Consider the following 21,165-nt stretch of genomic DNA (forward strand, 5'->3'; position numbering starts at 1 on the left):
CTATAGTCTAAAGCGCATCACGAGCCGGCGCGAGCCGCGTTGTACATCCAGCCGCAGACGCCCTTGGGCCTGGCGCAACGCCTCTGCGGCCCCGTTAGTATCAGCAACCTCTGCGCCGTTGATCGCCACAAGGATATCACCGGGGACCAGCCCTGCGCGGCGGCCGATGGTGCCGACGTCCTCGACCAGAACCCCGCGGGCGGTGAGGGGCAGGCCAAACTCCGCGATCACCGCCGGGTTGATATTGGACAGCAACAGGCCCGGAATGGCAGAGGTGTTTTGGGTTTCCAAAGGCGCGCGCGCCGGGGTCTCTGGCGGCGCGGTCAGCGCAACCCGGCGCACCCCCTCTTTGCCAGAAAAGATGCCCGTCATCTCCGCCTCAGCCCCAAGACCCGCCACTGCCATACGAAAGATCATCTCTGCCCCGCCGGTCACGGGGAGCCCATCAACGGCAAGGATTACGTCGCCGGGGCGAATACCTGCATCGGCAAAGGGGCTTTGCGGGTGCAGATCCGAAATCAGAATACCGCCCGGACGATCCAGCCCGAGGCTGCTGGCGATGTCGGCATCGACAGGTTGGCCGACGGCCCCGGCCCAAGGCATTTCAAAACGGCTGTTGCCCGCCTGCGCCTGCGCCACAAATTGCGCCACGAGATTGGCCGGAATGGCAAAGCCGATGCCGTTGCTGCCGCCCGAACGGGTCAGGATGCGCGTATTCACCCCGATCAATTGCCCGGTCAGGTCAATCAATGCGCCGCCCGAATTGCCCGGATTGATCGGCGCATCGGTCTGGATGAAATACCCCTGCCCGCTGCCTGCGGCCGCCCCCGAGCGCGCCAGACCCGAAACGATGCCGCTGCTGACGGTCTGCCCCACTCCAAAGGGGTTGCCGATGGCCAGCACCAGATCGCCCACTTCGACCTCGTCACTGTTACGCAGCGCGAGGTGCGGCATGTCGGCGACGTCTTCGTTGATCTGCAATATGGCAAGGTCGTTGGCCTCATCAGCCAAAAGCACCCGCGCGGTATATTCGCGCCGATCGTTCAGCACCACGCGGATATCCGTCGCCATGCCAACCACGTGATAGTTGGACACCACAATGCCATCTGGCGACAGGATCACACCCGATCCGAGCGAGTTTTGGACCTGCGGCCGTGCGCTGCCAAAGTCACGGAACAGGTTCTGGAAAAACGGATCGCCCGAAAACGGGCTCTCGCGCACGGCCACAACCCGTTTGGCATAGATGTTCACCACGGCGGGTGCCGCCTCTTTCACGAGGGGCGCAAAACTTAGCGTGACCTCAGCCGATGAGGTTGGCACGCGGGTTTCGGCGAAGCTCGGCGCTGCCAGCGTGCTGGCCGCACCCAATACGAGTGAGAAAATAGCTGCGCGCAACAACATGGGGCCTCCGATGCTCGTTTTTTTGAGCATATGCGCCCCATGCCAGGCAATTACAACCCGCGCCAAGGCCGCGCGTTTTGGTCCGTCAGAGATCAAGCCGCGTTTTGATACGCTCCGGCAAAGCCACCCGTTCAAACAGCAGATTGGCGAGCCGCTGCAAGCCAATGCCGGTACGAATTTCAAATTCTTCAAATTTGAAGCGCCGCGCCGAGACGCCACGTTTGCCAAACCCGGAAATCAGCGCCTTTCGCATGGGCTTTGGACCACAGAACGCGACGGTGAGTTTGGCCGGATCCTGGCCGGTCTTGGCAAGAATGCTGTCAGCATCGGCGCGCCCGTCGCTGCTGGACACATGCAAATGGAGCGTCAGGTTCGGTTTTTGCGCGGCCAGCGCCTCGAGTTCAGCCAGATGCGCGGCGGCGGGTTTGGATTTGACGCAATAGACCAGATGCACCGGATCGTCCTGATCTGTCAGCGCTTGGGCCCAGGCAAGAAACGGCGTGATGCCAACGCCAGCGGCAATCCAGAGTTCCTGCTGGCCCTTCCCGCGCGAGCGACGTTCGAAATGACCAAAGGGGCCTTCGATGCGCACGGCATCCCCCACGCGCAGGTTGCCATGCAGACGGTGGGTGAAATCCCCAAGTTTCGCAACGCTCAACCGCAATTGCCCATCGTCGCTTGGCGCTTTGGAAATCGTGAAAGGATGCGGCTCTGCGCTGGCGAAGCTGGCAAAGACGAATTGCCCCGGCCGATAGCGCAGCGCCCGCCCCTTTGGGGTCAGCGTTATGGCCAGCGCATTGCCTGTCGGTGTTGCCTCGGCCACTTCATACCGGCGCGAGGGGCGCAGGCGCGCGGGCAACAGCCGATAAGAAAAGGCAAGGCAGCCCAAGAGACAGAAGGCCGAGACATAAAGCCCAAGCGGATCACCATTTTTGAACGGCTTCAGAATGAAAAGATAATGCGCCGCGCCAGCGACGAAAAAGCCCCCCATCAACCGATGTGTCCAGCGCCAGAGGTGATAGGGAATGAAGGTAGCGATGGTGATCACCACCAGGATCAGCAGGCCATAAAGGCTCAGCTCCCCCAAGGTTTCGGCCAGTTCCTCCAGCCAGTTTTGCCCACCCAGATGGCGCATGTCTGCGTCAATCGTATCGTGCAGCAGGATGAACACCATGGCGAGAATGCCAAGCCACTTGTGCAGAACATAGCCCTGATCCAGCCCGCCGAATATCATTTCCACGACTTTGAAGCGTGTTGCGATCAACTGAGAAATCGCCATCGCGATCAGCGCTGCCATCCCCATGTACTGACTGAAAAGCGCGAGCGTGTCCCCGCCGTGATTGAGCGCGGGCAACCAGATGATGGGCACCACAAGAGCGGCAAAAGTCAAAACAAGACCAAGGGGATTCAAGCGCATTTTTCCATTCTGTCCAAGGTGGAGTTCGGGGAACTTGATGCGGTCCCAAGCGCGCCGCGTCAACCGCGCGCAGGCCCATGCGCGCCGTTGATAAACATTGGTTTATGGCTGTGACATTACTGCGCGGGTTCTCCGGACATTTTTGGCGACTGTCCGCTCTGGCTAATTTGGAAGTTCCAAGCGATCATGAGGTTCATCACCACCGCCCCCACAAAGGAATAGAGCACCAGCACCAAAGGCATCATCGCTGCGGCCACAAGAAAAATGACACCATCGATGGCCAATTGAACCCAGCCCGCCTTGATGCCGGTGCGTTCTTCGACCAGCAGCCCCAGAACCGTCATGCCGCCCGCAGATCCGTTGTGGCGAAAAATCGCGATCACTGCCATTCCGGCGCAGACCCCGCCCAAAATCGCCGCCACCAATGGGTGAATATAGGTGAAATGGATCGAAGCATCGAGCACAGGCGTGATGAGCGAAATGCCAAGAATGGCCAGAAACGTGTGAAACGCAAAGACGGTGCCGCGTTTGATCCAGCCCGCGATGAAAAAGGGAAAGCTGATCAAAAAGAACATCGGGCCAAAGCCAACCGGCAGCACATACGATAGCAACAACGCCAAACCAGCGGTCTGCCCGGTGACAAGCCCTGCACTTTTCAAAAGCACCATCGACAGGCAGGCCAAGAGGATGCCAAAGGTCAGGCCCTGCATGTCAAATGGGGTCAACAATGATTTCAAACGGCTGAGGGTCATGGCGCGCACCAAAACAGAAAATGTATCGGGATTTCCTGTGACCTAAGTCCCGGCCGGCCCGCTGACAAGCCGCAGCCCGCAAAATAGGTCACATTTACTGATGTATTTTTGCTTTTGCCCAAAGTTTATGCAATGCCTTGCCTGAAAACGACAAAACCCCGCCTGAAACCAGACGGGGCCTTGTTAAATCGTGACGAGAGAGGCGCTTATTCGGCGTCTTCGATCTCTACGATACGAGCTTTGTCAGCTGCGCCTTTGGCGTCAACGTCACGATCAACGAATTCGATGATCGCCATTGGGGCCATGTCGCCATAGCGGAAGCCCGCTTTCAGGATGCGGATGTAGCCACCCTGACGCTCAGCAAAACGTGGGCCGAGGACGTCAAACAGTTTCGCAACGTGCTTGTCTTGCTTCAGACGAGACGCAGCATTACGGCGCGAGTGCAGATCACCCTTTTTCGCCAGTGTGATCATTTTTTCTACGATCGGGCGCAGTTCTTTTGCTTTTGGCAGAGTCGTTTTGATCTGCTCATGCTCGATCAGGGAGCCGGCCATGTTTGCAAACATCGCTTTGCGGTGTTCATGGGTACGGTTCAGGCGGCGGTAACCACGTGCGTGACGCATTTTAATAATCCTTTTTTGGTGCCCTTGGTCAGGCGGTGCTTTGTCTGGCGTCCCATGCGGGTGGGCCGCTCTCCTTGGGGCAGGATTGCCCTTGTTTTCCCCACTATTGTGGGCATTTGAGCGGGCCGTATAAGCGGCCCGCCCGAATTGTTCAAGACGCGCTTAGAAGGCGTCTTCGAATTTCTTTGCCAGATCTTCGATGTTGTCTGGCGGCCAGTCCTCGACGTCCATGCCAAGGTGCAGACCCATACCGGACAGTACTTCTTTGATTTCGTTCAAAGACTTACGGCCAAAGTTCGGGGTGCGCAGCATTTCTGCTTCGGTTTTCTGGATCAAATCGCCGATATAAACGATGTTATCGTTCTTCAGGCAGTTTGCAGAACGTACCGACAGTTCCAGCTCGTCCACTTTCTTCAGCAGAAGTGGGTTGAACTCCAGACCATCGTCTTCGTCCTGACGGCCAGCCGCTTCAGGTTCATCAAAGTTGACGAAGATAGACAGTTGGTCCTGCAGAATACGTGCTGCATAAGCAACCGCGTCTTCTGGTGTGATGGAGCCATCTGTTTCGATTTTCATCGTCAGCTTGTCATAGTCCAGAACCTGACCTTCACGAGTCGGCTGCACATCATAGGACACGCGCTTGACAGGCGAATAGATGGCGTCGATTGGCATCAGACCAATAGGCGCATCTTCTGGCTTGTTCTTGTCTGCAGACACATAACCTTTGCCGGTGTTAACCGTCAGCTCAACAAAGAGGTCAGCGCCATCATCCAGATGGCAGATAACCAGGTCTTTGTTCAGAACTTCGATGCCTGCGGATTCAGAAATGTCACCTGCAGTCACGGCACCAGGGCCTTTGGCGCTGATCGACAGGCGCTTTGGCCCTTCGACTTCCATGCGCAGAGCAACCTGCTTGAGGTTCAGGATCACGTCGGTGACGTCTTCACGTACACCTGCAACCGAAGAAAACTCGTGCAGAACGTTGTCGATCTGTACGGATGTGATGGCCGCGCCTTGCAGCGAGCTCATCAAAACGCGGCGCAATGCATTGCCCAGCGTCAAACCAAAGCCACGCTCCAGCGGCTCGGCGACAACAGTCGCCTGACGCGCAGGATCATTGCCCGGCTTCACTTCAAGCTGGGTCGGCTTGATCAATTCTGCCCAATTCTTGTGGATCATGCGTCCCTCCATTCTTGTCTTACCCCCATGTTCCGAAAGGGTCAGACTCCCGAGGTTTCAAAATGACGAACTGGGGCCGTGCGATACACGCGGCCCCAGAAACAGAATTTGAGATTAAACGCGGCGGCGCTTTGGTGGGCGGCAGCCGTTGTGGGCCATTGGGGTCACATCACGGATAGAGGTGATGTTGAAACCAATTGCAGCCAGCGCGCGCAGTGCGGATTCGCGGCCAGAACCTGGACCTTGAACTTCCACTTCCAGGGTTTTTACACCGTGGTCTTGCGCTTTTTTGCCTGCGTCTTCCGCAGCCATCTGTGCAGCATAAGGCGTAGACTTACGAGAGCCTTTAAAGCCCATGGTGCCTGCAGAGGACCAGGAAATTGCGTTGCCCTGAACGTCAGAGATCAGGATCTTGGTGTTGTTGAAAGAAGAATTCACATGCGCAACACCAGAGGCGATGTTCTTGCGTTCTTTTTTCTTAGTACGAGTCTTTTCGCGTGCCATGGATCAAACCCTCCCCTTACTTCTTCTTACCAGCAATGGCCTTTGCAGGGCCTTTGCGTGTACGAGCGTTGGTGTGGGTACGCTGACCGCGTACAGGCAGGTTGCGGCGGTGGCGCAGGCCACGGTAGCAACCAAGATCCATCAGGCGTTTGATGTTCATCTGAACTTCACGACGCAGATCACCTTCAACGGTGAAGTTTGCGTCGATGTGCTCGCGAACAGCCAGAACTTCTGCGTCAGACAGTTCGTTCACACGACGGGTTGCGTCGATGCCAACAGCTTCGCAGATGGATTTAGCGGAGGTATGACCGATACCAGTGATATAGGTCAGGGCGATCGGGACCCGTTTGTGGGTCGGGATGTTTACGCCGGCGATACGTGCCACGTGTCACTTTCCTTTTCGTTGCGGTTCCGTAACTCCAGAACCTTTTTTCACAACATAAGCCCGAGGCGATAAGGCCATCGGGCTACAGCTGATCAGGTGGTCTGTCATCCGGGGGCGACCCGCATGACGGAATTTGATTCTCTAACAGAGATAGGGGTGCATACGGGGGAATTTGGGGAGGGTCAAGGCCTTCCCCAAACCAACTTACAGTTCGGTTGTTTTTACCGAATTCAGAACACGCTTAATCACAGCAGGCCAGTAAATAAGATAAGCCAAACCGAAGGTGACAATTGTCAGCAGCAACCAGACCAAAGCATGACCTAAGATATCCACGAACGCCACTTCGGCATGAAGTTTTGCGATTTTTGCACCGTCCTGATCCACCATATAGGTGCGGTTAATTGGTGCCTTTACAAAATAATATGGCAAAACAAAGAGAGCTAAACCCAATGTGATAACGGATAGGATTATCCAAATGACCAATTGGCCAATAGCTTCACCCACACTGAATTCACATTTGAACTTTTTACCAAGCATATGAACCTCATTTAAAAAAAACACGAGGTTTCATTAAAGCAGTCTTCACCTAAGAACAATCTAAAGGCGCAGAAGGAGCGCGCGATCCGGCTCCCCTCAATGCCTATTCTTTTGCGGGCATTTACTTATCCGGTTTTCGCGCGCCCTTCTGCCATGATTGCCCCCGTGCGTTCACTCAGCTCGGCATCCCATTCTGCGCGCCGTTCCTGGATCGATGCCAGATAGGCCTCGTTCTCGGTTGCCGGGATTGCCGGATCGTAATGCTCGGCCACAGCGACCATGCCGCGCCGGTCCACTTCGGAAAAAATATCTGCGATCCGCTGCGCCTGATCGCGCGAATAACCCAGGCCTTCGAAGGCAGATCGCCCCATACGCAGCGAGCTGTCATAGGTTTCGCGGATGATATCGCGGCAGCCCAAAGCATAGAGATCATAGACATGGTTCCGATCCACGGCGCGGGCGACAACATGCACGTCGGGGTAATGGGTCAGCACATAGTGAACCAGCTCAGAAATCTGGTCTTTGTCGTCGATGGCCACAACCAACAGCTTGGCATTGGCGATCCCCGCCGCATGCAAGAGGTCGGGGCGTGTCGCATCGCCGTAATAGGCCTGCACCGCAAACAGTTTCAGCATCTCCAGCTGCCGAGAGCTGTAGTCAATCACCGTTGGATTAAGGCCAGCCCCCCGCATCATCCGCGCGACAATGCCGCCGACGCGGCCATGCCCCGCGATAATGATATCGCTTTCTTCGGCGATCTCATCCATCTCGCGCTCTTCCTGCTGGCTAAAGCGCGGGGCAATCACACGATCATAGATGATGAAAAGCGCCGGCGTCAGCAGCATCGACAGCGCAACGATCAACAAAAGGCGGTCTGCCAGATCCGCAGGGATCACCGCGCTTGAAACTGTGAAGGACAGCAGCACAAAGCCAAATTCGCCCGCCTGCGCAAGACCCAGCGCAAACAGCCAACGGTCTGCGCCTTTGATCTTAAAGATCACCGCAAGCATGAAAAGCACCGCAGATTTCAGCAGCATCAGCCCCAGCGTCAGCGCAACGATGGCAGCGAGGTTGTCAAACAAGAGGCCAAAGTTGATCCCGGCCCCAACCGTCATGAAAAACAACCCCAAAAGCAGACCCTTGAAGGGATCAATGTCGCTCTCAAGCTCGTGGCGATATTCGCTATTGGCCAGCACAACCCCGGCAAGGAAGGTGCCCAAGGCCGGCGACAGCCCGACCAGAGACATCAGCAAGGCAATGCCGATCACCATCATCAGCGCCGTGGCCACGAAAAGCTCGCGCAGTTGCGCGCCAGCAATGAACCTGAAAATCGGGCTGGTGAGGAACATGCCGCCCCCTACAACCACCGCAATCGACGCAAGCGTCACAAGCGCAGCCGCCCATCCCGGCAGCCCATCAACGAGGCTCATGGACGATCCATGGCCGTCGCCGCCGTGCCCATCCCCGTGATCAGCCGCCTGCGCCGCCGCTTGGCTCATGGCTTCGATGATCTCGGGCATCGCCAGCAGCGGCACAAGCGCCAGCATCGGGATCACGGCAATATCCTGAAACAGCAGCACCGAAAAACTCGACTGTCCGCCATCACTTTTCATCAGGCCTTTTTCCTGCAGCGTCTGCAAGACAATGGCAGTGGAGGACAGCGCAAAAACCAGACCGATGGCCAGGGCAACGGTCCACGGCTGCCCAAAGGCCATCGCCACGGCCATGACCAAAGCCGCGGTGATGCCAACCTGCCCGCCGCCAAGCCCCAAAAGCTTCGCGCGCATGGACCAGAGCAATTTTGGCTCAAGCTCAAGCCCCACAAGGAACAACATCATCACAACGCCAAATTCGGCGAAATGCTGAATGGAAATCACGTCGACATGCAGCCAGGCCAGAATGGGGCTGATCACGATGCCTGCAATCAGATAGCCAAGCACAGAGCCAAGCCCCAGCCGCGAGGCGATCGGCACGGCCAAAACCCCGGCAATCAGAAAAACAAACGCCAAGAGTAGAAAATCGGTCATCACACGCCCCTGCTGGTTCCGTTTTGGCCAGCATTACAGAGCGGGTGCAAAAGTAAAGTTTGTTGCCAAAAAGAAAAAGGCCGGTGTTGCCACCAGCCCTTAGCGTTTTTTGTCAAGAAAGCTTAGTCCAGCGCTTTTGCGATGTTGGACTGCACCTCTTCAATTGGTGCCAGGCCATCCACCCAGACCAGATTGCCCTTGGCATGGTAATAGCCAATCAGCGCGTTGGTCTTTTTGTAATATTCCATCAGGCGGATCTTGAGGCTTTCCTCGTTGTCATCCGCGCGGGCGACACCGCCAGCGGCCACTGCCTCAGCTGCGCGGCCAACGATCCGGTCCACCAGAACTTCGTCGTTCACTGCCAGCGCGATCACCGCGTCCAGCTTTTCGCCAACCTCATTCAGCAGCTCTTCCAGGGCATCCGCCTGGGTCAAGGTGCGCGGGAAGCCGTCAAAGATAAAGCCGCCCTGTTTGTTGCCTTCCAGCTTTTCGCGGATCAGGCCGATCACGATATCGTCTGTGACCAACTCGCCTGCGTCCATGATGGCCGCAACTTTCTTGCCCATGTCAGTGCCGCTGCTTCTTGCCTCGCGCAGCATGTCACCAGTGGACAGCTGAATCATGTCACGAGTTTTCACAAGATGGCTGGCCTGAGTGCCTTTACCAGCACCGGGTGGGCCCAAAAGAATAATATTCATCGACGCGCAGCTCCCTTCCTGCCGCGCTTCTTGCTTCCCTTGCCGCGCAGCTGCGATTTTTCAATCAAGCCTTCATACTGGTGGGCCAGCAGATGGCTTTGGACTTGTTGGATGGTGTCCATCGTAACCGAGACCACGATGAGAACCGAAGTGCCGCCAAAATAGAATGGGATCGCCAATTGACCACGCAGAATCTCTGGCAAGAGGCAAACTGCCGCAAGGTAACCGGCCCCAAGCACGAGAATCCGGGTCACGACGTATTCAAGATACTCGGCGGTCTTCTTACCGGGGCGGATGCCGGGCACAAAACCGTTCTGATTCTTCAGGTTCTCAGCGACCTCGTCAGGCTTGAACGACACGTTGAACGTATAAAAGAACGCAAAGAAGACGATCATCGCCACGAAGAACAGCAGATAAAGCGGCTGGCCCGGGCCAAAATAGGCCAGAATGGTCGACATGATCGGACCCGTCTGGCTGCCTGAGAATGTGCTGATCGTGGTTGGCAGCAGCAGCAGCGAGCTGGCAAAGATCGCCGGGATCACACCCGCTGGGTTCACTTTGACAGGCAAGTGGCTAGAGCCGCCATCATAGACCTTCATGCCGACCTGACGACGCGGATATTGGATGTGGATCTTGCGCAGCGCGCGTTCCATGAACACCACAAAGGCGATGGTCGCAATGACCATGACAATCACACCGATGATCACCGCAGGGCTAATCGCGCCAGAGCGGCCAGAGGCAAAGAACTGCGCCAGCGCCGCAGGCACCTCAGCAATAATGCCAACGAAGATGATCAAGGAGATCCCGTTGCCAATGCCGCGTGCGGTGATCTGTTCACCCAGCCACATCAGGAACATGGTGCCCCCCACCAGCGTCACCATGCAGGAGATGATGAAATAAAGGCCCGGATCCGTCACCAGATCACCCGACTGCAGGCTGACCGCCAGACCATAGGCCTGTAGGGTCGCCAGCACGACGGTGCCGTAGCGGGTGTATTGGTTGATCTTCTTGCGGCCCTGATCACCCTCTTTTTTCAGTTGTTCCAGCGCTGGCACCATGGAGGTCAGCAGCTGCACAATGATCGAGGCAGAGATATAGGGCATGATCCCCAGAGCAAAAATCCCCATGCGGCCCAAGGCGCCGCCGGTGAACATTGTCAGGATACCGCCGATGCCGCTGGCCGCAGATTCCATGAATTCACGCAGTGCGGCGGCGTCGATCCCAGGCACCGGAATATAGGTGCCGAGGCGATAAACGATCAAAAGGCCGATTGTGAACAGGATGCGTTTGCGAAGATCGGTGGCTTTACCAAGCGCGGCCCAGCTTGTGTTGGCCGCCATTTGCTCTGCTGCAGATACCATCTGGATCTCTCTTCAAATGACAACGCCGCCAAGAGCGTTTTCCAGCTCCGGCGGCGTTCTTAGGAAAACTAGAGTGTATGTAAGCGGACCAGCGCCCGCTCACAACCTCTTATTCAGCCGCTGCCGCGGAAGTGACCTTCAGAGAGCCACCCGCTTTTTCAACAGCTTCGATCGCGGACTTGGACGCGCCGGTCACTTCGATGGTGGCTTTGGCGGTGATTTCACCTTTGGCCAACACGCGAATGCCGTCTTTAACGCGGCGTACGAGACCGGAAGCAACCATTGCGTCTTCGGTGATCGCCGCTTTTGCGTCCAGCTTGCCTTCGTCGATGAATTTCTGAATCAGGCCCAGGTTCACAACAGCGAATGCCTTGCGGTTTGGCTTGTTAAAGCCACGCTTTGGCAGACGTTGGTACAGGGGCATTTGGCCACCTTCGTAGCCATTGATCGCAACACCGGAACGGGATTTTTGGCCTTTGATACCACGGCCACCCATTTTACCTTTGCCAGAGCCAGGACCACGGCCAACACGCATGCGTTTCTTGGCGGCACCTGGATTGTCACGGAGTTCGTGCAGTTTCATTTCGCTTCTCCTTGCCGGAACTGACCCCTGAAGCGTAAGCGGGCCAAACACGGCTTTTCTTGATTTGTGATTCTGTGACCCAAAGAGGCCACTGGGGGCGTATAGGCGGAGTCTGATGCAGAATCAAGCGAGGAATCATGGCCCGCACACCCTGGCAGCGCCCGCCTGCAGCGCTGCGCGCCCACTTTAAGAAATTTCGTCGGAAATCCGCGGTCACAGCGTATAATCCCTAACCAACCTAGGAGCGCGCCATGAAATTCCTTTATGTCATTCTGCCACTGGCACTTCCAAACGCGGTCCTCGCCGAAGAGCCCAATATTCAAACGCCTGCGCCCGTTCTTTATCTTGCCGACAACCTCGATGAGCCGGACAAGCTGGGCTATTGCCTTGACACTGTTGGTCGCGGTCAATCAAACCGCGCCCATGTACACTCTTGCAAGCCACGTGGCGGGGATGTGCAGTTTTTCTACGATGACGCCAGCCAGCAAATTCTGTCAGCGACGTTCAGCGGGATCTGCCTAGATATCGCTGACACAGAGTTTGCCTTGGCGCCATGCACAGGATCACAGTCTCAGAAATTCAGCTTTGAAAGCGAGAGTGGCGAAATCCGCCCTGCCGCCGCGCCAAATCTTTGCCTATCAACCTCGGCGGACAGCCGTCAGGCCGGCCCCTATCTGTCCCGGGATTTGATACTGAGCACCTGTGAGGACACCCCAGTTGAACTCAAGCGATGGCGTCAACGCAAGTAGCCCAAAACAAAACGCCCCCCAAACGGGAGGCGCAAAACTTTGGCGTATGATGCTTCGGCTTATTTGCCGTAGACGTGCTCACGCGCGATAGAGGCGATGTCGTAGCGAGAGAACCCCAGATCCGCCAGATCACGGTCGCTCAGCGACGAAAGCTCAAAATAGGTGGTGCGGTAGAGGGCGCGTTTTGCTTGCGCTTCTTTGACATTTGCGATCAGGCCACGAAGGCGATCAGAAATGCCGGTGCCGAAGAATGCTGTGTTTACTGCGGTTGCCATATTGCAAATCCTTTGTGTGTGCCGGGACGAATTTCCCAGCGGTTTAAGTTGTTTTCTCCTCGTGCCTTAGAGATAGGGCATTCCGTTAGCGCCAACAACGGACGTTTCGGCAGTGCCGTTATGCAGTTGCAGCATGCCTGAATGCGCGATCTGCCCGCGTTTTGATCGCATTTGGCGCGCCTTTGGGCGGCCTGGGAACAACAGCCGCCACACAACAAAAAACGCCCCCGAAAATCGGGGGCGTTCTTGTAGAAATGAGTAAGTCTGGGACTTAGTCTTTTTCTTCGATGATCTCAACCATGTGTGGGATCTTGTTGATCATGCCACGTACGGAAGGGGTATCTTCCAGTTCACGGGTTTTGTGCATCTTGTTCAGACCCAGACCGATCAGAGTCGCGCGCTGATCTTGTGGGCGACGGATCGGGGAACCGATCTGCTTCACAACGATAGTTTTAGCCATGATTCAGTCTCCTTATGCGTCTGCGTCTGCAGGTGCAGCAGCAGGTGCTTCGTCCTTGCGCAGGATGTCAGCAACTTTTTTGCCACGACGTGCGGCCACCTGACGTGGGCTGGACTCTTTGGTCAGGCCGTTCAGGGTAGCGCGGATCATGTTGTAAGGGTTCTGAGAACCGATGGACTTGGAAACCACGTCCTTCACGCCCAGCATCTCAAATACCGCACGCATTGGACCACCTGCGATGATACCGGTACCTTCAGGTGCGGTACGCATCACAACTTTGCCTGCGCCGTGACGGCCGTTGACATCGTGGTGCAGAGTGCGGCCTTCGCGCAGAGGTACGCGAACCATCTGACGCTTGGCTTGTTCTGTCGCCTTGCGGATCGCCTCAGGGACTTCTTTCGCTTTCCCTTTGCCGAAGCCAACGCGGCCTTTCTGGTCGCCGACGACAACCAGAGCAGCGAAGCCAAAGCGCTTACCACCTTTTACGGTTTTAGATACGCGGTTGATCGCAACCAAGCGATCCGCGAATTCTGGTGTTTCGTCTTCGCGGTTGCGACCGCGGCCACGACGATTTTCACGTTCTGCCATTTGGCATTCCTTTATGTTCTGGCGCTTGGCGCCTATTGTCCAATCCTGGTGGGCCAAATGGCCCCCGGATCATCGGGGCCCGCAAACGCAGACCCTCACGTTGATAAAGCGCCCCCCGGCTTGGCCAGGGGGCACCAAAATCAGACTTTCAGGCCACCTTCACGCGCAGCGTCGGCCAGAGCCTTCACTTTGCCGTGGAAGAGGCGACCGCCGCGATCGAAATACGCTTCGGTGTGACCAGCTTTGACTGCGCGCTCGGCAATTGCCGCGCCCACTTTCGTTGCCGCTTCGATGTTGTTCTTGCCAACAACGCCCAGATCCTTTTCCAGAGAGGAAGCGGAGACCAGGGTCACGCCATTTACGTCGTCGATCAGCTGCGCGCTGATGTTTTTGTTCGAGCGGTTCACGGACAAGCGAAGCTTGCCAACGTTGACCTTGCGAAGTTTGTTCCGGACGCGCAGGCGGCGCTTGAGGAACAGTTCCCGTGTGCTGTTTGCCATTTGTCTGGTCCTTACTTCTTCTTACCTTCCTTGCGGAAGATATACTCGTCTTTGTATTTGATGCCCTTGCCTTTGTAAGGCTCTGGTTTACGCCATTCGCGGATGTTTGCCGCGACTTGACCAACCAGTTGTGCATCGGTGCCTTCGATGATGATTTCAGTTGGCTTTGGTGCAGTGACCGTTACGCCTTCTGGAACCTCAAAGTTCACCTCGTGGGACAGACCCAGAGACAGCTTCAGGACTTTGCCCTGCATCTGTGCACGATAACCAACACCAACGATCTCCAGCTCTTTTTTGAAGCCTTCGGTCACGCCGGTTACAAGGTTCTGCACAACAGTGCGGGACATGCCCCACTGCTGACGCGCGCGCTTGGATTTGCCACGTGGGGTGATGGTGACAACATTGTCTTCAACAGACAGGGTCACATCATCGGTTGCGGTGAAGCTGTGGGTCGCTTTTGGGCCCTTCACTTCGATGGTCTGGCCGGAGACAGAGGCAGTTACGCCGCTGGGCAGCTCGACCGGTTTTTTACCAATACGAGACATAGTCAGCTCTCCTTAGAAGACTGTGCAGAGCACTTCGCCACCAACGTTGTTGGCACGAGCGTTCGCATCCGACATCACACCTTTTGGGGTGGAGACAATCGACACACCCAGGCCCTGACGGACAACAGGAATGTCATTGACGCCCATGTAAACGCGACGGCCAGGTTTGGAAACCCGCTTCACTTCACGAATAACAGGGGTGCCTTCGAAATATTTCAGGCTGATTTCAAGAGCCGCGTGGCCGTTGACATCAGTGGTCTTTTCGTAGCCGCGGATGTAGCCTTCGTCAGCCAGTACATCCAGGACCCAGCCGCGCAGCTTAGACGCAGGCGAAGACACTGTGGACTTGCCGCGCAGTTGGCCGTTGCGGATGCGTGTCAGCATATCACCGATAGGATCGTTCATTCTTTAACCCTCCTTACCAGCTCGACTTAACCATGCCTGGGATCTGGCCTTTGGAGCCAAGTTCCCGCAGCGCAATACGGCTCATCTTCAGCTTACGGTAGTAAGCGTGAGGACGACCGGTCAGCTGACAACGGTTGTGCAGACGTGTGGCCGAGCTGTTGCGCGGCAGTTTGGCAAGCTTCAGGCGCGCTTTGAAACGCTCTTCCATCGACTTGCTTTCGTCGTTTGCGATTTCTTTCAGCTCGGCACGTTTGGCAGCGTATTTAGCAACCAGGCGCTCGCGCTTCTTTTCGCGTTCGATCATAGATTTTTTAGCCATGATATCCTCTCCCGCGCTTAAGCGTTGAATGGCATGTTGAAAGCTTTCAACAGGCTCTTGGCTTCGGCGTCGGTGTTTGCGGTGGTTGCAATCACGATGTCCATACCCCAGTTCTCGTCAACTTTGTCGAAGTCGATTTCTGGGAAAACGATGTGCTCTTTCAGACCGGTGGCAAAGTTGCCGCGGCCATCAAAGCTCGGCTTCACGCCGCGGAAGTCACGAATACGTGGCATCGCTACGGTGATCAGACGATCGAGGAATTCGTACATGCGGTCGCCGCGCAGAGTCACCTTTGCGCCCATTGGCATGCCTTCGCGAACGCGGAAGCCAGCAATGGAGTTTTTCGCAGTGGTGGTCAGTGCTTTTTGACCGGCAATCAAAGTCAGGTCTGCTTGCGCGGACTTGGCTTTCTTGCTGTCTTTTACAGCCGCACGACCGCAACCGATGTTCAGAACGATTTTTTCGAGTGCAGGGATCTGCATGTCGTTCTTATAGCCAAACTCTTCTTTCAGAGCGGCACGGATGCTGTCTTTGTACAGCGCCTTCAGACGTGGGGTGTAATCAGTGTTATCAAGCATCGATCACATCTCCTGTGGTCTTTGCGAAGCGTACTTTTTTGTCGCCTTCAACTTTGAAGCCAACGCGTGTTGCTTTGCCGTTTGCATCCAGGAATGCCAGGTTGCTCAGCTGGATCGGCATAGCCTGAGGCACGCGACCACCCTGAGATGTCTGGGATTGCTTGGTGTGGCGGATGGCCATGTTGACGCCTTCCACAACAGCCTTGCCCGCTTTTGGGTCAACGGAGGTGATCACACCTTCTTTGCCCTTGTCCTTGCCGGCAAGCACGACGACCTTGTCGCCTTTTTTCAACTTAGCAGCCATCTTACAGCACCTCCGGGGCGAGCGAGATGATTTTCATGAAGTTCTTGGCACGCAGTTCGCGCACAACTGGCCCGAAGATACGGGTCCCGACCGGCTCACCTGCGTTGTTCAGGATCACGGCCGCGTTGCGGTCAAAGCGAATGGCTGTGCCGTCTTCACGGCGAACTTCTTTGGCGGTGCGAACAACAACGGCCTTGCGGACGTCGCCTTTTTTCACACGACCACGTGGAATGGCTTCTTTAACCGATACGACGATGATGTCGCCGACGGATGCGTACTTACGCTTAGAGCCACCCAGAACCTTGATGCACTGAACTCGGCGCGCGCCAGAGTTGTCAGCAACATCCAGGTTTGTTTGCATCTGGATCATTTGGTTTCTCCCGACCTTTGGGAACTGACGATGCGTGTCAGCTATGTTCCCAGGGTTTCGACTTTGTTAAGTCGTCCGGGAAGCTTGAACTTAAGCTTCCAGAACTTCCCAACGTTTCGTTTTCGACTTTGGTGCGCACTCAATGATTTTGACTTTGTCACCAACGTTGAAAGCGTTCTTTTCATCGTGAGCCCGGTATTTCTTGGACTTACGGATGGTTTTCTTCAGAACAGGGTGCGTGAAACGACGTTCAACGGAAACGGTTACTGTTTGCTCGTTTGCGTTGCTGGTCACGACGCCATTAAGAATACGTTTAGGCATGTCTCAAAGCTCCTTATTCTGCAGCTTGTGCGGCTTTTTCGTTCAGGATGGTTTTTACACGTGCAGCGTTGCGGCGAGCCGCTTTGATGCCTGCAGTGTTTTCCAGCTGACCGGTGGCCTGTTGAAAGCGCAGATTGAAGCTTTCTTTTTTCAGGTTTGCGAGTTCGTCGCGGAGCTCTTCCGCGGACTTCTCACGAAGTTCATTGGCGTTCATGCGCCTCTTCCTTTCTCAAAACACCAGAAGGCCCCTGACAGTATGTTTAGGGTCACCTTAAACCTGGTGGATCAATGACAAACACACGAATCCCGTTAACGGGAATCCGCGAGATGCGCCTCTATAGGGGGGCATCCCCCACGGGGCAAGGGAAAAACCCGGATATGTCAATTTTTTCTGGGTATTTTATGGGGTTTGCAGGGGTGCCGGCCCTCGCCAAGAAGCGCGCGCTGCGCTAAAGGGACGTCATGCCAGATATCAGCTCTCTCTTTGTGACCCGCCTTTATCGTGCCGCGCTTGCCGACTTCGGTCCTGCCATCGACGGTGCCGAATTGGAAACCTCTTGCCGCGTCATTGCCGATGATGACGACGCGGGCCACGCATGGTGCGAAGAAAACGCCTATCCGGGTTACACCAGCTATGCCTCTCTCACCGATCTGCCCTGGCGGTTTCCGATCTTTGCCGATCTGGTCAAAGTGCTGGACCAGCATGTGATGGCGTTTGCCAAGGATCTGGAATTTGACCTTGGCGAGGGTAAGTTGGTGCTGGAAGACCTCTGGATCAATGTCTTGCCCGAGGGCGGCTCCCACGGCTCGCACATCCATCCCCATTCGGTGATTTCCGGCACCACCTATGTGGCCATGCCCGAAGGGACCAGCGCGCTCAAGCTGGAAGACCCGCGCCATGCGATGATGATGAATGCCCCTGCCCGCCTGAAGACCGCGCGCGAGGAAATGCGCAATTTCATCTACGTGGCCCCAAAAGTCGGCGATGTCCTCTTGTGGGAAAGCTGGCTGCGCCATGAGGTGCCGATGAATATGGCCGAGGAAGAACGCATCTCGGTCAGCTTCAACTATAAGTGGGTGGACTAACCGCTGCGGCGCGGGGTTCGTCCCCTTGCAGCGCCGCTGACGCCGCTTGAGCCGGAATAAGCGTCCCAGCCCTGCCAATTCGGCCAATGCAAAATCAATGATTTTGCAGCGCCCGAACCGCCCCCACGGGGCGGGCGCTTCGCTTGCGCCCCTCGGTTCGGTCGCTGGACCAATCCAACACAAAAAAACCCCCGCCGCTTTCGCGCCGGGGGCCAATCTTTCGTAGGCCGGGCTTCAGCCCGGCACGACCTTACCAGTCTTCGCGTGCCACTACGCGGGTTTTCACCGGCAGTTTCATCGCGGCCAGACGCAGCGCTTCACGTGCGACATCTTCGGATACACCGTCGATTTCGAACATCACGCGACCAGGCTTCACTTTGCAGGCCCAATAGTCCACGGACCCTTTACCTTTACCCATACGTACTTCGACGGGCTTAGAGGTCACAGGCAGATCCGGGAAAATGCGGATCCAAACGCGGCCCTGACGTTTCATGTGGCGGGTCATCGCACGACGAGCCGCCTCAATCTGACGTGCAGTCACACGCTCTGGCTGCAGAGATTTCAGACCAAAGGAGCCAAAGTTCAGGTCAGACCCGCCCTTTGCATCGCCTTTGATCCGGCCTTTGTGGGCCTTACGGAATTTTGTACGCTTTGGTTGAAGCATCTTTCAGTTCTCCCTTAGCGACGACCGCCGGCACCGCGTGGTGCTGGGCCATCTTGGACTTCCTGCGAACGGCGATCGCGCGCCGCTGGATCGTGTTCCATGATCTCGCCTTTGAAGATCCAAACCTTGATCCCGATGATGCCATAGGCGGTCATCGCTTCGGAATGTGCATAGTCGATGTCGGCGCGCAGGGTGTGCAGAGGCACACGACCTTCGCGGTACCATTCAGTCCGTGCAATCTCGGCACCGCCCAGACGGCCAGCGACGTTCACACGGATACCCAGGGCACCCATACGCATGGCGTTCTGCACGGCACGCTTCATTGCGCGACGGAAGGACACACGGCGTTCCAGCTGCTGCGCGATGGACTCGCCAACCAGCTGAGCGTCGAGCTCTGGCTTACGCACTTCAACGATGTTCAGGTGCAGTTCAGAGTCGGTCATCGCGGCCAGCTTCTTGCGCAGCACTTCGATGTCTGCACCTTTCTTGCCGATGATAACGCCTGGACGTGCGGTGTGGATCGTCACGCGGCACTTTTTGTGCGGACGTTCAATGATCACACGAGCAACACCAGCTTGCTTGCACTCTTCCTTGATGAATTCACGGATCTTGATGTCCTCAAGCAGAAGATCACCATAGTCCTTGGTGTCCGCGTACCAGCGGCTGTCCCAAGTCCGGTTGATCTGCAGGCGCATGCCGATCGGATTGACTTTATGTCCCATTAGGCTTGCTCCTCTACTTGACGCACCTTGATGGTGATCTCAGCAAATGGCTTGATGATCTTGCCAAAACGACCACGTGCACGAGGACGGCCGCGTTTCATTGTCAGGTTCTTACCTACGTAAGCTTCTGCAACGATCAGCTCGTCCACATCCAGGTTGTGGTTGTTTTCAGCATTGGCGATGGCGGACTGAAGGCATTTCTTCACGTCTTGCGCGACACGCTTGTTGGAGAAAGTCAGGTCGGTCAGCGCCTTCTCAACTTTCTTGCCGCGGATCATGCCAGCAACCAGGTTCAGTTTTTGCGGGGAAGTACGGAGCATGCGCAGTTTTGCCATTGCTTCGTTATCTGCCACGCGGCGGGGGTTCTTTGCCTTGCCCATGACTTACTTCCGTTTCGCTTTTTTGTCTGCAGCGTGACCGTAATAGGTCCGAGTTGGTGAATACTCACCGAACTTCTGACCGATCATGTCTTCTGTGACGTTGACAGGAACGTGTTTCTGACCGTTGTACACACCAAATGTCAGACCTACGAACTGAGGCAGAATGGTGGAACGACGCGACCAGATCTTGATAACTTCGTTGCGACCGCTTTCACGTGTAGCTTCGGCCTTTTTAAGGACGTAGCTATCGACAAAAGGGCCTTTCCATACAGAGCGAGACATATATTAACGCCCCTTCTTCTTGGCGTGGCGCGAGCGCAGGATGAGCTTTTGCGACGCTTTGTTCTTGTTGCGGGTGCGCTTACCTTTGGTTGGCTTACCCCACGGCGTAACCGGGTGACGACCACCAGAGGTCCGGCCTTCACCACCACCATGGGGGTGGTCAACCGGGTTCATAACAACACCACGAACGGACGGACGGATGCCCTTGTGGCGCATGCGGCCCGCTTTACCGTAGTTCTGGTTGGAGTTGTCAGGGTTGGACACGGCACCAACGGTGGCCATGCATTCCTGACGGACCAGGCGCAGTTCACCCGAGGACAGGCGGATCTGAGCGTAGCCACCATCACGACCGACGAACTGAGCATATGTACCAGCGGCACGTGCGATTTGACCGCCCTTGCCTGGCTTCAGTTCGATATTGTGGATGATGGTACCGATCGGCATGCCAGAGAACGGCATAGCGTTGCCTGGCTTGATGTCGGCCTTGGCCGATGCCACAACCTGATCGCCAACAGCCAAACGCTGTGGGGCCAGAATGTAGGCTTGTTCGCCATCTTCATATTTGATCAGAGCGATGAACGCGGTACGGTTCGGGTCATATTCGATCCGCTCTACGGTTGCCGCGACATCAAATTTCGTACGTTTGAAGTCAACGATCCGGTACAGACGCTTTGCGCCACCGCCACGACGACGAGAAGTGATCCGTCCGGTGTTGTTCCGGCCGCCCGATTTAGTCAAACCCTCAGTGAGAGACTTGACTGGACGTCCTTTCCAAAGCTCCGAACGGTCGATCAGAACCAGCCCGCGCTGGCCCGGCGTCGTCGGTTTATACGACTTGAGTGCCATGTTTACTGTCTTCCGTTTAGCAATGCGGCCCGCCCTTATTACGTGACGATCCCGCGATGAAAGCCCCCCACCTTGGAAAAAATGGGTGACCGTATGAAGGGCCCCGAAGGTCCCGGTAACAATAACAATCAGCCCCAGAACGAATCTGAGGCTGAGAGCGATGGCTGCGTTTAACAGGGATGGGGATAGGTGGCAATGGGGGAGACCGCAAGAGTTAACTCATAGCTGCAAGTCATTTTGAGTTGAACACTACCGAGACCGACCAATATGCTGAACGGAACGTACTAACCAGATAATTAAAAAG

The 21,165-nt window shown here is 56.1% G+C and carries 31 protein-coding genes; 2 read left to right on the forward strand and 29 right to left on the reverse strand.

Annotation, left to right across the window (positions count from 1 at the left end; all coding sequences use genetic code 11):
• From N6L24_RS08640 to rplO, 12 genes are all read right to left on the reverse strand, one after another.
• Window positions 1–1,401: a trypsin-like peptidase domain-containing protein gene (locus N6L24_RS08640; RefSeq protein ID WP_271844271.1), complete on the reverse strand. Its 1,401-nt coding sequence runs from the start codon at window positions 1,399–1,401 to the stop codon at window positions 1–3.
• An 85-nt stretch (window positions 1,402–1,486) separates the two neighbouring features.
• A complete protein-coding gene (locus N6L24_RS08645) occupies window positions 1,487–2,818 on the reverse strand; it encodes a ferredoxin reductase family protein (protein WP_271844272.1) in 1,332 nt (443 codons plus the stop codon).
• Window positions 2,819–2,934: 116 nt separating this feature from the next.
• Window positions 2,935–3,570: a YitT family protein gene (locus N6L24_RS08650; protein WP_271844273.1), complete on the reverse strand. Its 636-nt coding sequence runs from the start codon at window positions 3,568–3,570 to the stop codon at window positions 2,935–2,937.
• A gap of 206 nt (window positions 3,571–3,776) precedes the next feature.
• Window positions 3,777–4,193, reverse strand: coding sequence for a 50S ribosomal protein L17 (gene rplQ, locus N6L24_RS08655; protein WP_271844274.1), 417 nt, complete (start codon window positions 4,191–4,193; stop codon window positions 3,777–3,779).
• 162 nt (window positions 4,194–4,355) lie between these two features.
• Window positions 4,356–5,372 (reverse strand): DNA-directed RNA polymerase subunit alpha, encoded by a 1,017-nt coding sequence (locus N6L24_RS08660; protein WP_271844275.1) that lies wholly within the window; start codon window positions 5,370–5,372, stop codon window positions 4,356–4,358.
• A gap of 114 nt (window positions 5,373–5,486) precedes the next feature.
• Entirely contained in the window at window positions 5,487–5,876 is a 390-nt protein-coding gene (gene rpsK, locus N6L24_RS08665) for a 30S ribosomal protein S11 (RefSeq protein ID WP_271844276.1), read from the reverse strand.
• 16 nt (window positions 5,877–5,892) lie between these two features.
• Entirely contained in the window at window positions 5,893–6,261 is a 369-nt protein-coding gene (rpsM, locus tag N6L24_RS08670) for a 30S ribosomal protein S13 (RefSeq protein ID WP_271844277.1), read from the reverse strand.
• Between the two features lie 204 nt (window positions 6,262–6,465).
• Window positions 6,466–6,798: a DUF6693 family protein gene (locus tag N6L24_RS08675; RefSeq protein WP_271844278.1), complete on the reverse strand. Its 333-nt coding sequence runs from the start codon at window positions 6,796–6,798 to the stop codon at window positions 6,466–6,468.
• A 125-nt stretch (window positions 6,799–6,923) separates the two neighbouring features.
• A complete protein-coding gene (locus N6L24_RS08680; protein WP_271844279.1) occupies window positions 6,924–8,825 on the reverse strand; it encodes a cation:proton antiporter domain-containing protein in 1,902 nt (633 codons plus the stop codon).
• Between the two features lie 122 nt (window positions 8,826–8,947).
• Entirely contained in the window at window positions 8,948–9,523 is a 576-nt protein-coding gene (locus N6L24_RS08685; protein ID WP_271844280.1) for an adenylate kinase, read from the reverse strand.
• Complete coding sequence (gene secY, locus N6L24_RS08690) at window positions 9,520–10,884, reverse strand: preprotein translocase subunit SecY (protein WP_271844281.1); 1,365 nt, start codon at window positions 10,882–10,884, stop codon at window positions 9,520–9,522. The genes N6L24_RS08685 and secY overlap by 4 nt, the downstream gene beginning before the upstream one ends.
• Window positions 10,885–10,993: 109 nt before the next feature.
• Entirely contained in the window at window positions 10,994–11,467 is a 474-nt protein-coding gene (gene rplO, locus N6L24_RS08695) for a 50S ribosomal protein L15 (RefSeq protein WP_271844282.1), read from the reverse strand.
• A gap of 251 nt (window positions 11,468–11,718) precedes the next feature.
• Between rplO and N6L24_RS08700 the strand changes: the two genes are divergently transcribed.
• Complete coding sequence (locus N6L24_RS08700) at window positions 11,719–12,216, forward strand: RICIN domain-containing protein (RefSeq protein WP_271844283.1); 498 nt, start codon at window positions 11,719–11,721, stop codon at window positions 12,214–12,216.
• 59 nt (window positions 12,217–12,275) lie between these two features.
• On the opposite strand, the gene N6L24_RS08705 is transcribed toward N6L24_RS08700, so the two are convergent.
• From N6L24_RS08705 to rpmC, 12 genes are all read right to left on the reverse strand, one after another.
• Window positions 12,276–12,491, reverse strand: a complete 216-nt coding sequence (locus N6L24_RS08705) for a DUF1127 domain-containing protein (RefSeq protein WP_271844284.1) — start codon at window positions 12,489–12,491, stop codon at window positions 12,276–12,278.
• A 271-nt stretch (window positions 12,492–12,762) separates the two neighbouring features.
• Complete coding sequence (gene rpmD / locus N6L24_RS08710) at window positions 12,763–12,951, reverse strand: 50S ribosomal protein L30 (RefSeq protein ID WP_271844285.1); 189 nt, start codon at window positions 12,949–12,951, stop codon at window positions 12,763–12,765.
• A 12-nt stretch (window positions 12,952–12,963) separates the two neighbouring features.
• A complete protein-coding gene (gene rpsE / locus N6L24_RS08715; RefSeq protein WP_271844286.1) occupies window positions 12,964–13,539 on the reverse strand; it encodes a 30S ribosomal protein S5 in 576 nt (191 codons plus the stop codon).
• A gap of 140 nt (window positions 13,540–13,679) precedes the next feature.
• Window positions 13,680–14,039: a 50S ribosomal protein L18 gene (gene rplR / locus N6L24_RS08720; protein WP_271844287.1), complete on the reverse strand. Its 360-nt coding sequence runs from the start codon at window positions 14,037–14,039 to the stop codon at window positions 13,680–13,682.
• A gap of 11 nt (window positions 14,040–14,050) precedes the next feature.
• A complete protein-coding gene (rplF, locus tag N6L24_RS08725; RefSeq protein WP_271844288.1) occupies window positions 14,051–14,584 on the reverse strand; it encodes a 50S ribosomal protein L6 in 534 nt (177 codons plus the stop codon).
• Between the two features lie 12 nt (window positions 14,585–14,596).
• Complete coding sequence (gene rpsH / locus N6L24_RS08730) at window positions 14,597–14,989, reverse strand: 30S ribosomal protein S8 (protein ID WP_271844289.1); 393 nt, start codon at window positions 14,987–14,989, stop codon at window positions 14,597–14,599.
• A gap of 13 nt (window positions 14,990–15,002) precedes the next feature.
• A complete protein-coding gene (gene rpsN, locus N6L24_RS08735) occupies window positions 15,003–15,308 on the reverse strand; it encodes a 30S ribosomal protein S14 (RefSeq protein WP_271844290.1) in 306 nt (101 codons plus the stop codon).
• A 17-nt stretch (window positions 15,309–15,325) separates the two neighbouring features.
• Window positions 15,326–15,886, reverse strand: coding sequence for a 50S ribosomal protein L5 (gene rplE, locus N6L24_RS08740; protein ID WP_271844291.1), 561 nt, complete (start codon window positions 15,884–15,886; stop codon window positions 15,326–15,328).
• Window positions 15,879–16,190, reverse strand: coding sequence for a 50S ribosomal protein L24 (gene rplX / locus N6L24_RS08745; protein ID WP_271844292.1), 312 nt, complete (start codon window positions 16,188–16,190; stop codon window positions 15,879–15,881). Before rplX ends, rplE begins: the two co-directional genes overlap by 8 nt.
• A 1-nt stretch (window position 16,191) precedes the next feature.
• Window positions 16,192–16,560, reverse strand: a complete 369-nt coding sequence (rplN, locus tag N6L24_RS08750) for a 50S ribosomal protein L14 (RefSeq protein ID WP_007427594.1) — start codon at window positions 16,558–16,560, stop codon at window positions 16,192–16,194.
• A gap of 90 nt (window positions 16,561–16,650) precedes the next feature.
• Window positions 16,651–16,881 carry a 30S ribosomal protein S17 gene (gene rpsQ / locus N6L24_RS08755; RefSeq protein WP_058313885.1) on the reverse strand — a complete coding sequence of 77 codons (231 nt, stop codon included), beginning with the start codon at window positions 16,879–16,881 and terminating at the stop codon, window positions 16,651–16,653.
• Window positions 16,882–16,894: 13 nt separating this feature from the next.
• Window positions 16,895–17,095 carry a 50S ribosomal protein L29 gene (gene rpmC, locus N6L24_RS08760; RefSeq protein ID WP_271844293.1) on the reverse strand — a complete coding sequence of 67 codons (201 nt, stop codon included), beginning with the start codon at window positions 17,093–17,095 and terminating at the stop codon, window positions 16,895–16,897.
• Window positions 17,096–17,343: 248 nt separating this feature from the next.
• Here rpmC and N6L24_RS08765 point away from each other — a divergent pair, with 248 nt between their 5' ends.
• Window positions 17,344–17,967 carry a TIGR02466 family protein gene (locus N6L24_RS08765; RefSeq protein ID WP_271844294.1) on the forward strand — a complete coding sequence of 208 codons (624 nt, stop codon included), beginning with the start codon at window positions 17,344–17,346 and terminating at the stop codon, window positions 17,965–17,967.
• A gap of 250 nt (window positions 17,968–18,217) precedes the next feature.
• Here the strand turns inward: N6L24_RS08765 and rplP are convergent, their stop codons facing one another.
• The 5 genes from rplP to rplB are packed head-to-tail and all read right to left on the reverse strand — an operon-like array spanning window position 18,218 to window position 20,861.
• The gene (rplP, locus tag N6L24_RS08770; RefSeq protein WP_271844295.1) at window positions 18,218–18,631 is read right to left on the reverse strand and encodes a 50S ribosomal protein L16; all 414 of its coding nucleotides are present in this window, start codon (window positions 18,629–18,631) and stop codon (window positions 18,218–18,220) included.
• A gap of 14 nt (window positions 18,632–18,645) precedes the next feature.
• Complete coding sequence (rpsC, locus tag N6L24_RS08775; RefSeq protein ID WP_271844296.1) at window positions 18,646–19,353, reverse strand: 30S ribosomal protein S3; 708 nt, start codon at window positions 19,351–19,353, stop codon at window positions 18,646–18,648.
• The gene (rplV, locus tag N6L24_RS08780) at window positions 19,353–19,733 is read right to left on the reverse strand and encodes a 50S ribosomal protein L22 (protein ID WP_058313894.1); all 381 of its coding nucleotides are present in this window, start codon (window positions 19,731–19,733) and stop codon (window positions 19,353–19,355) included. The genes rpsC and rplV overlap by 1 nt, the downstream gene beginning before the upstream one ends.
• 3 nt (window positions 19,734–19,736) lie before the next feature.
• The gene (gene rpsS / locus N6L24_RS08785) at window positions 19,737–20,015 is read right to left on the reverse strand and encodes a 30S ribosomal protein S19 (protein WP_271844297.1); all 279 of its coding nucleotides are present in this window, start codon (window positions 20,013–20,015) and stop codon (window positions 19,737–19,739) included.
• A 3-nt stretch (window positions 20,016–20,018) separates the two neighbouring features.
• Window positions 20,019–20,861: a 50S ribosomal protein L2 gene (gene rplB / locus N6L24_RS08790; RefSeq protein WP_271844298.1), complete on the reverse strand. Its 843-nt coding sequence runs from the start codon at window positions 20,859–20,861 to the stop codon at window positions 20,019–20,021.
• Between the last annotated feature and the right edge of the window lie 304 nt (window positions 20,862–21,165).

It is taken from the genome of Cognatishimia sp. SS12 (assembly GCF_028369055.1).
Lineage (GTDB): Bacteria > Pseudomonadota > Alphaproteobacteria > Rhodobacterales > Rhodobacteraceae > Cognatishimia.

Coding starts and splice junctions, on each gene's coding strand:
- N6L24_RS08640 (WP_271844271.1), bottom strand. CDS start 1,401: ATGTTGTTGCGCGCAGCTATTTTCTCACTCGTATTGGGTGCGGCCAGC.
- N6L24_RS08645 (WP_271844272.1), bottom strand. CDS start 2,818: ATGCGCTTGAATCCCCTTGGTCTTGTTTTGACTTTTGCCGCTCTTGTG.
- N6L24_RS08650 (WP_271844273.1), bottom strand. CDS start 3,570: ATGACCCTCAGCCGTTTGAAATCATTGTTGACCCCATTTGACATGCAG.
- rplQ (WP_271844274.1), bottom strand. CDS start 4,193: ATGCGTCACGCACGTGGTTACCGCCGCCTGAACCGTACCCATGAACAC.
- N6L24_RS08660 (WP_271844275.1), bottom strand. CDS start 5,372: ATGATCCACAAGAATTGGGCAGAATTGATCAAGCCGACCCAGCTTGAA.
- rpsK (WP_271844276.1), bottom strand. CDS start 5,876: ATGGCACGCGAAAAGACTCGTACTAAGAAAAAAGAACGCAAGAACATC.
- N6L24_RS08675 (WP_271844278.1), bottom strand. CDS start 6,798: ATGCTTGGTAAAAAGTTCAAATGTGAATTCAGTGTGGGTGAAGCTATT.
- N6L24_RS08680 (WP_271844279.1), bottom strand. CDS start 8,825: ATGACCGATTTTCTACTCTTGGCGTTTGTTTTTCTGATTGCCGGGGTT.
- N6L24_RS08685 (WP_271844280.1), bottom strand. CDS start 9,523: ATGAATATTATTCTTTTGGGCCCACCCGGTGCTGGTAAAGGCACTCAG.
- secY (WP_271844281.1), bottom strand. CDS start 10,884: ATGGTATCTGCAGCAGAGCAAATGGCGGCCAACACAAGCTGGGCCGCG.
- rplO (WP_271844282.1), bottom strand. CDS start 11,467: ATGAAACTGCACGAACTCCGTGACAATCCAGGTGCCGCCAAGAAACGC.
- N6L24_RS08700 (WP_271844283.1), top strand. CDS start 11,719: ATGAAATTCCTTTATGTCATTCTGCCACTGGCACTTCCAAACGCGGTC.
- N6L24_RS08705 (WP_271844284.1), bottom strand. CDS start 12,491: ATGGCAACCGCAGTAAACACAGCATTCTTCGGCACCGGCATTTCTGAT.
- rpmD (WP_271844285.1), bottom strand. CDS start 12,951: ATGGCTAAAACTATCGTTGTGAAGCAGATCGGTTCCCCGATCCGTCGC.
- rpsE (WP_271844286.1), bottom strand. CDS start 13,539: ATGGCAGAACGTGAAAATCGTCGTGGCCGCGGTCGCAACCGCGAAGAC.
- rplR (WP_271844287.1), bottom strand. CDS start 14,039: ATGGCAAACAGCACACGGGAACTGTTCCTCAAGCGCCGCCTGCGCGTC.
- rplF (WP_271844288.1), bottom strand. CDS start 14,584: ATGTCTCGTATTGGTAAAAAACCGGTCGAGCTGCCCAGCGGCGTAACT.
- rpsH (WP_271844289.1), bottom strand. CDS start 14,989: ATGAACGATCCTATCGGTGATATGCTGACACGCATCCGCAACGGCCAA.
- rpsN (WP_271844290.1), bottom strand. CDS start 15,308: ATGGCTAAAAAATCTATGATCGAACGCGAAAAGAAGCGCGAGCGCCTG.
- rplE (WP_271844291.1), bottom strand. CDS start 15,886: ATGCTTGATAACACTGATTACACCCCACGTCTGAAGGCGCTGTACAAA.
- rplX (WP_271844292.1), bottom strand. CDS start 16,190: ATGGCTGCTAAGTTGAAAAAAGGCGACAAGGTCGTCGTGCTTGCCGGC.
- rplN (WP_007427594.1), bottom strand. CDS start 16,560: ATGATCCAGATGCAAACAAACCTGGATGTTGCTGACAACTCTGGCGCG.
- rpsQ (WP_058313885.1), bottom strand. CDS start 16,881: ATGCCTAAACGTATTCTTAATGGCGTCGTGACCAGCAACGCAAACGAG.
- rpmC (WP_271844293.1), bottom strand. CDS start 17,095: ATGAACGCCAATGAACTTCGTGAGAAGTCCGCGGAAGAGCTCCGCGAC.
- N6L24_RS08765 (WP_271844294.1), top strand. CDS start 17,344: ATGCCAGATATCAGCTCTCTCTTTGTGACCCGCCTTTATCGTGCCGCG.
- rplP (WP_271844295.1), bottom strand. CDS start 18,631: ATGCTTCAACCAAAGCGTACAAAATTCCGTAAGGCCCACAAAGGCCGG.
- rpsC (WP_271844296.1), bottom strand. CDS start 19,353: ATGGGACATAAAGTCAATCCGATCGGCATGCGCCTGCAGATCAACCGG.
- rplV (WP_058313894.1), bottom strand. CDS start 19,733: ATGGGCAAGGCAAAGAACCCCCGCCGCGTGGCAGATAACGAAGCAATG.
- rpsS (WP_271844297.1), bottom strand. CDS start 20,015: ATGTCTCGCTCTGTATGGAAAGGCCCTTTTGTCGATAGCTACGTCCTT.
- rplB (WP_271844298.1), bottom strand. CDS start 20,861: ATGGCACTCAAGTCGTATAAACCGACGACGCCGGGCCAGCGCGGGCTG.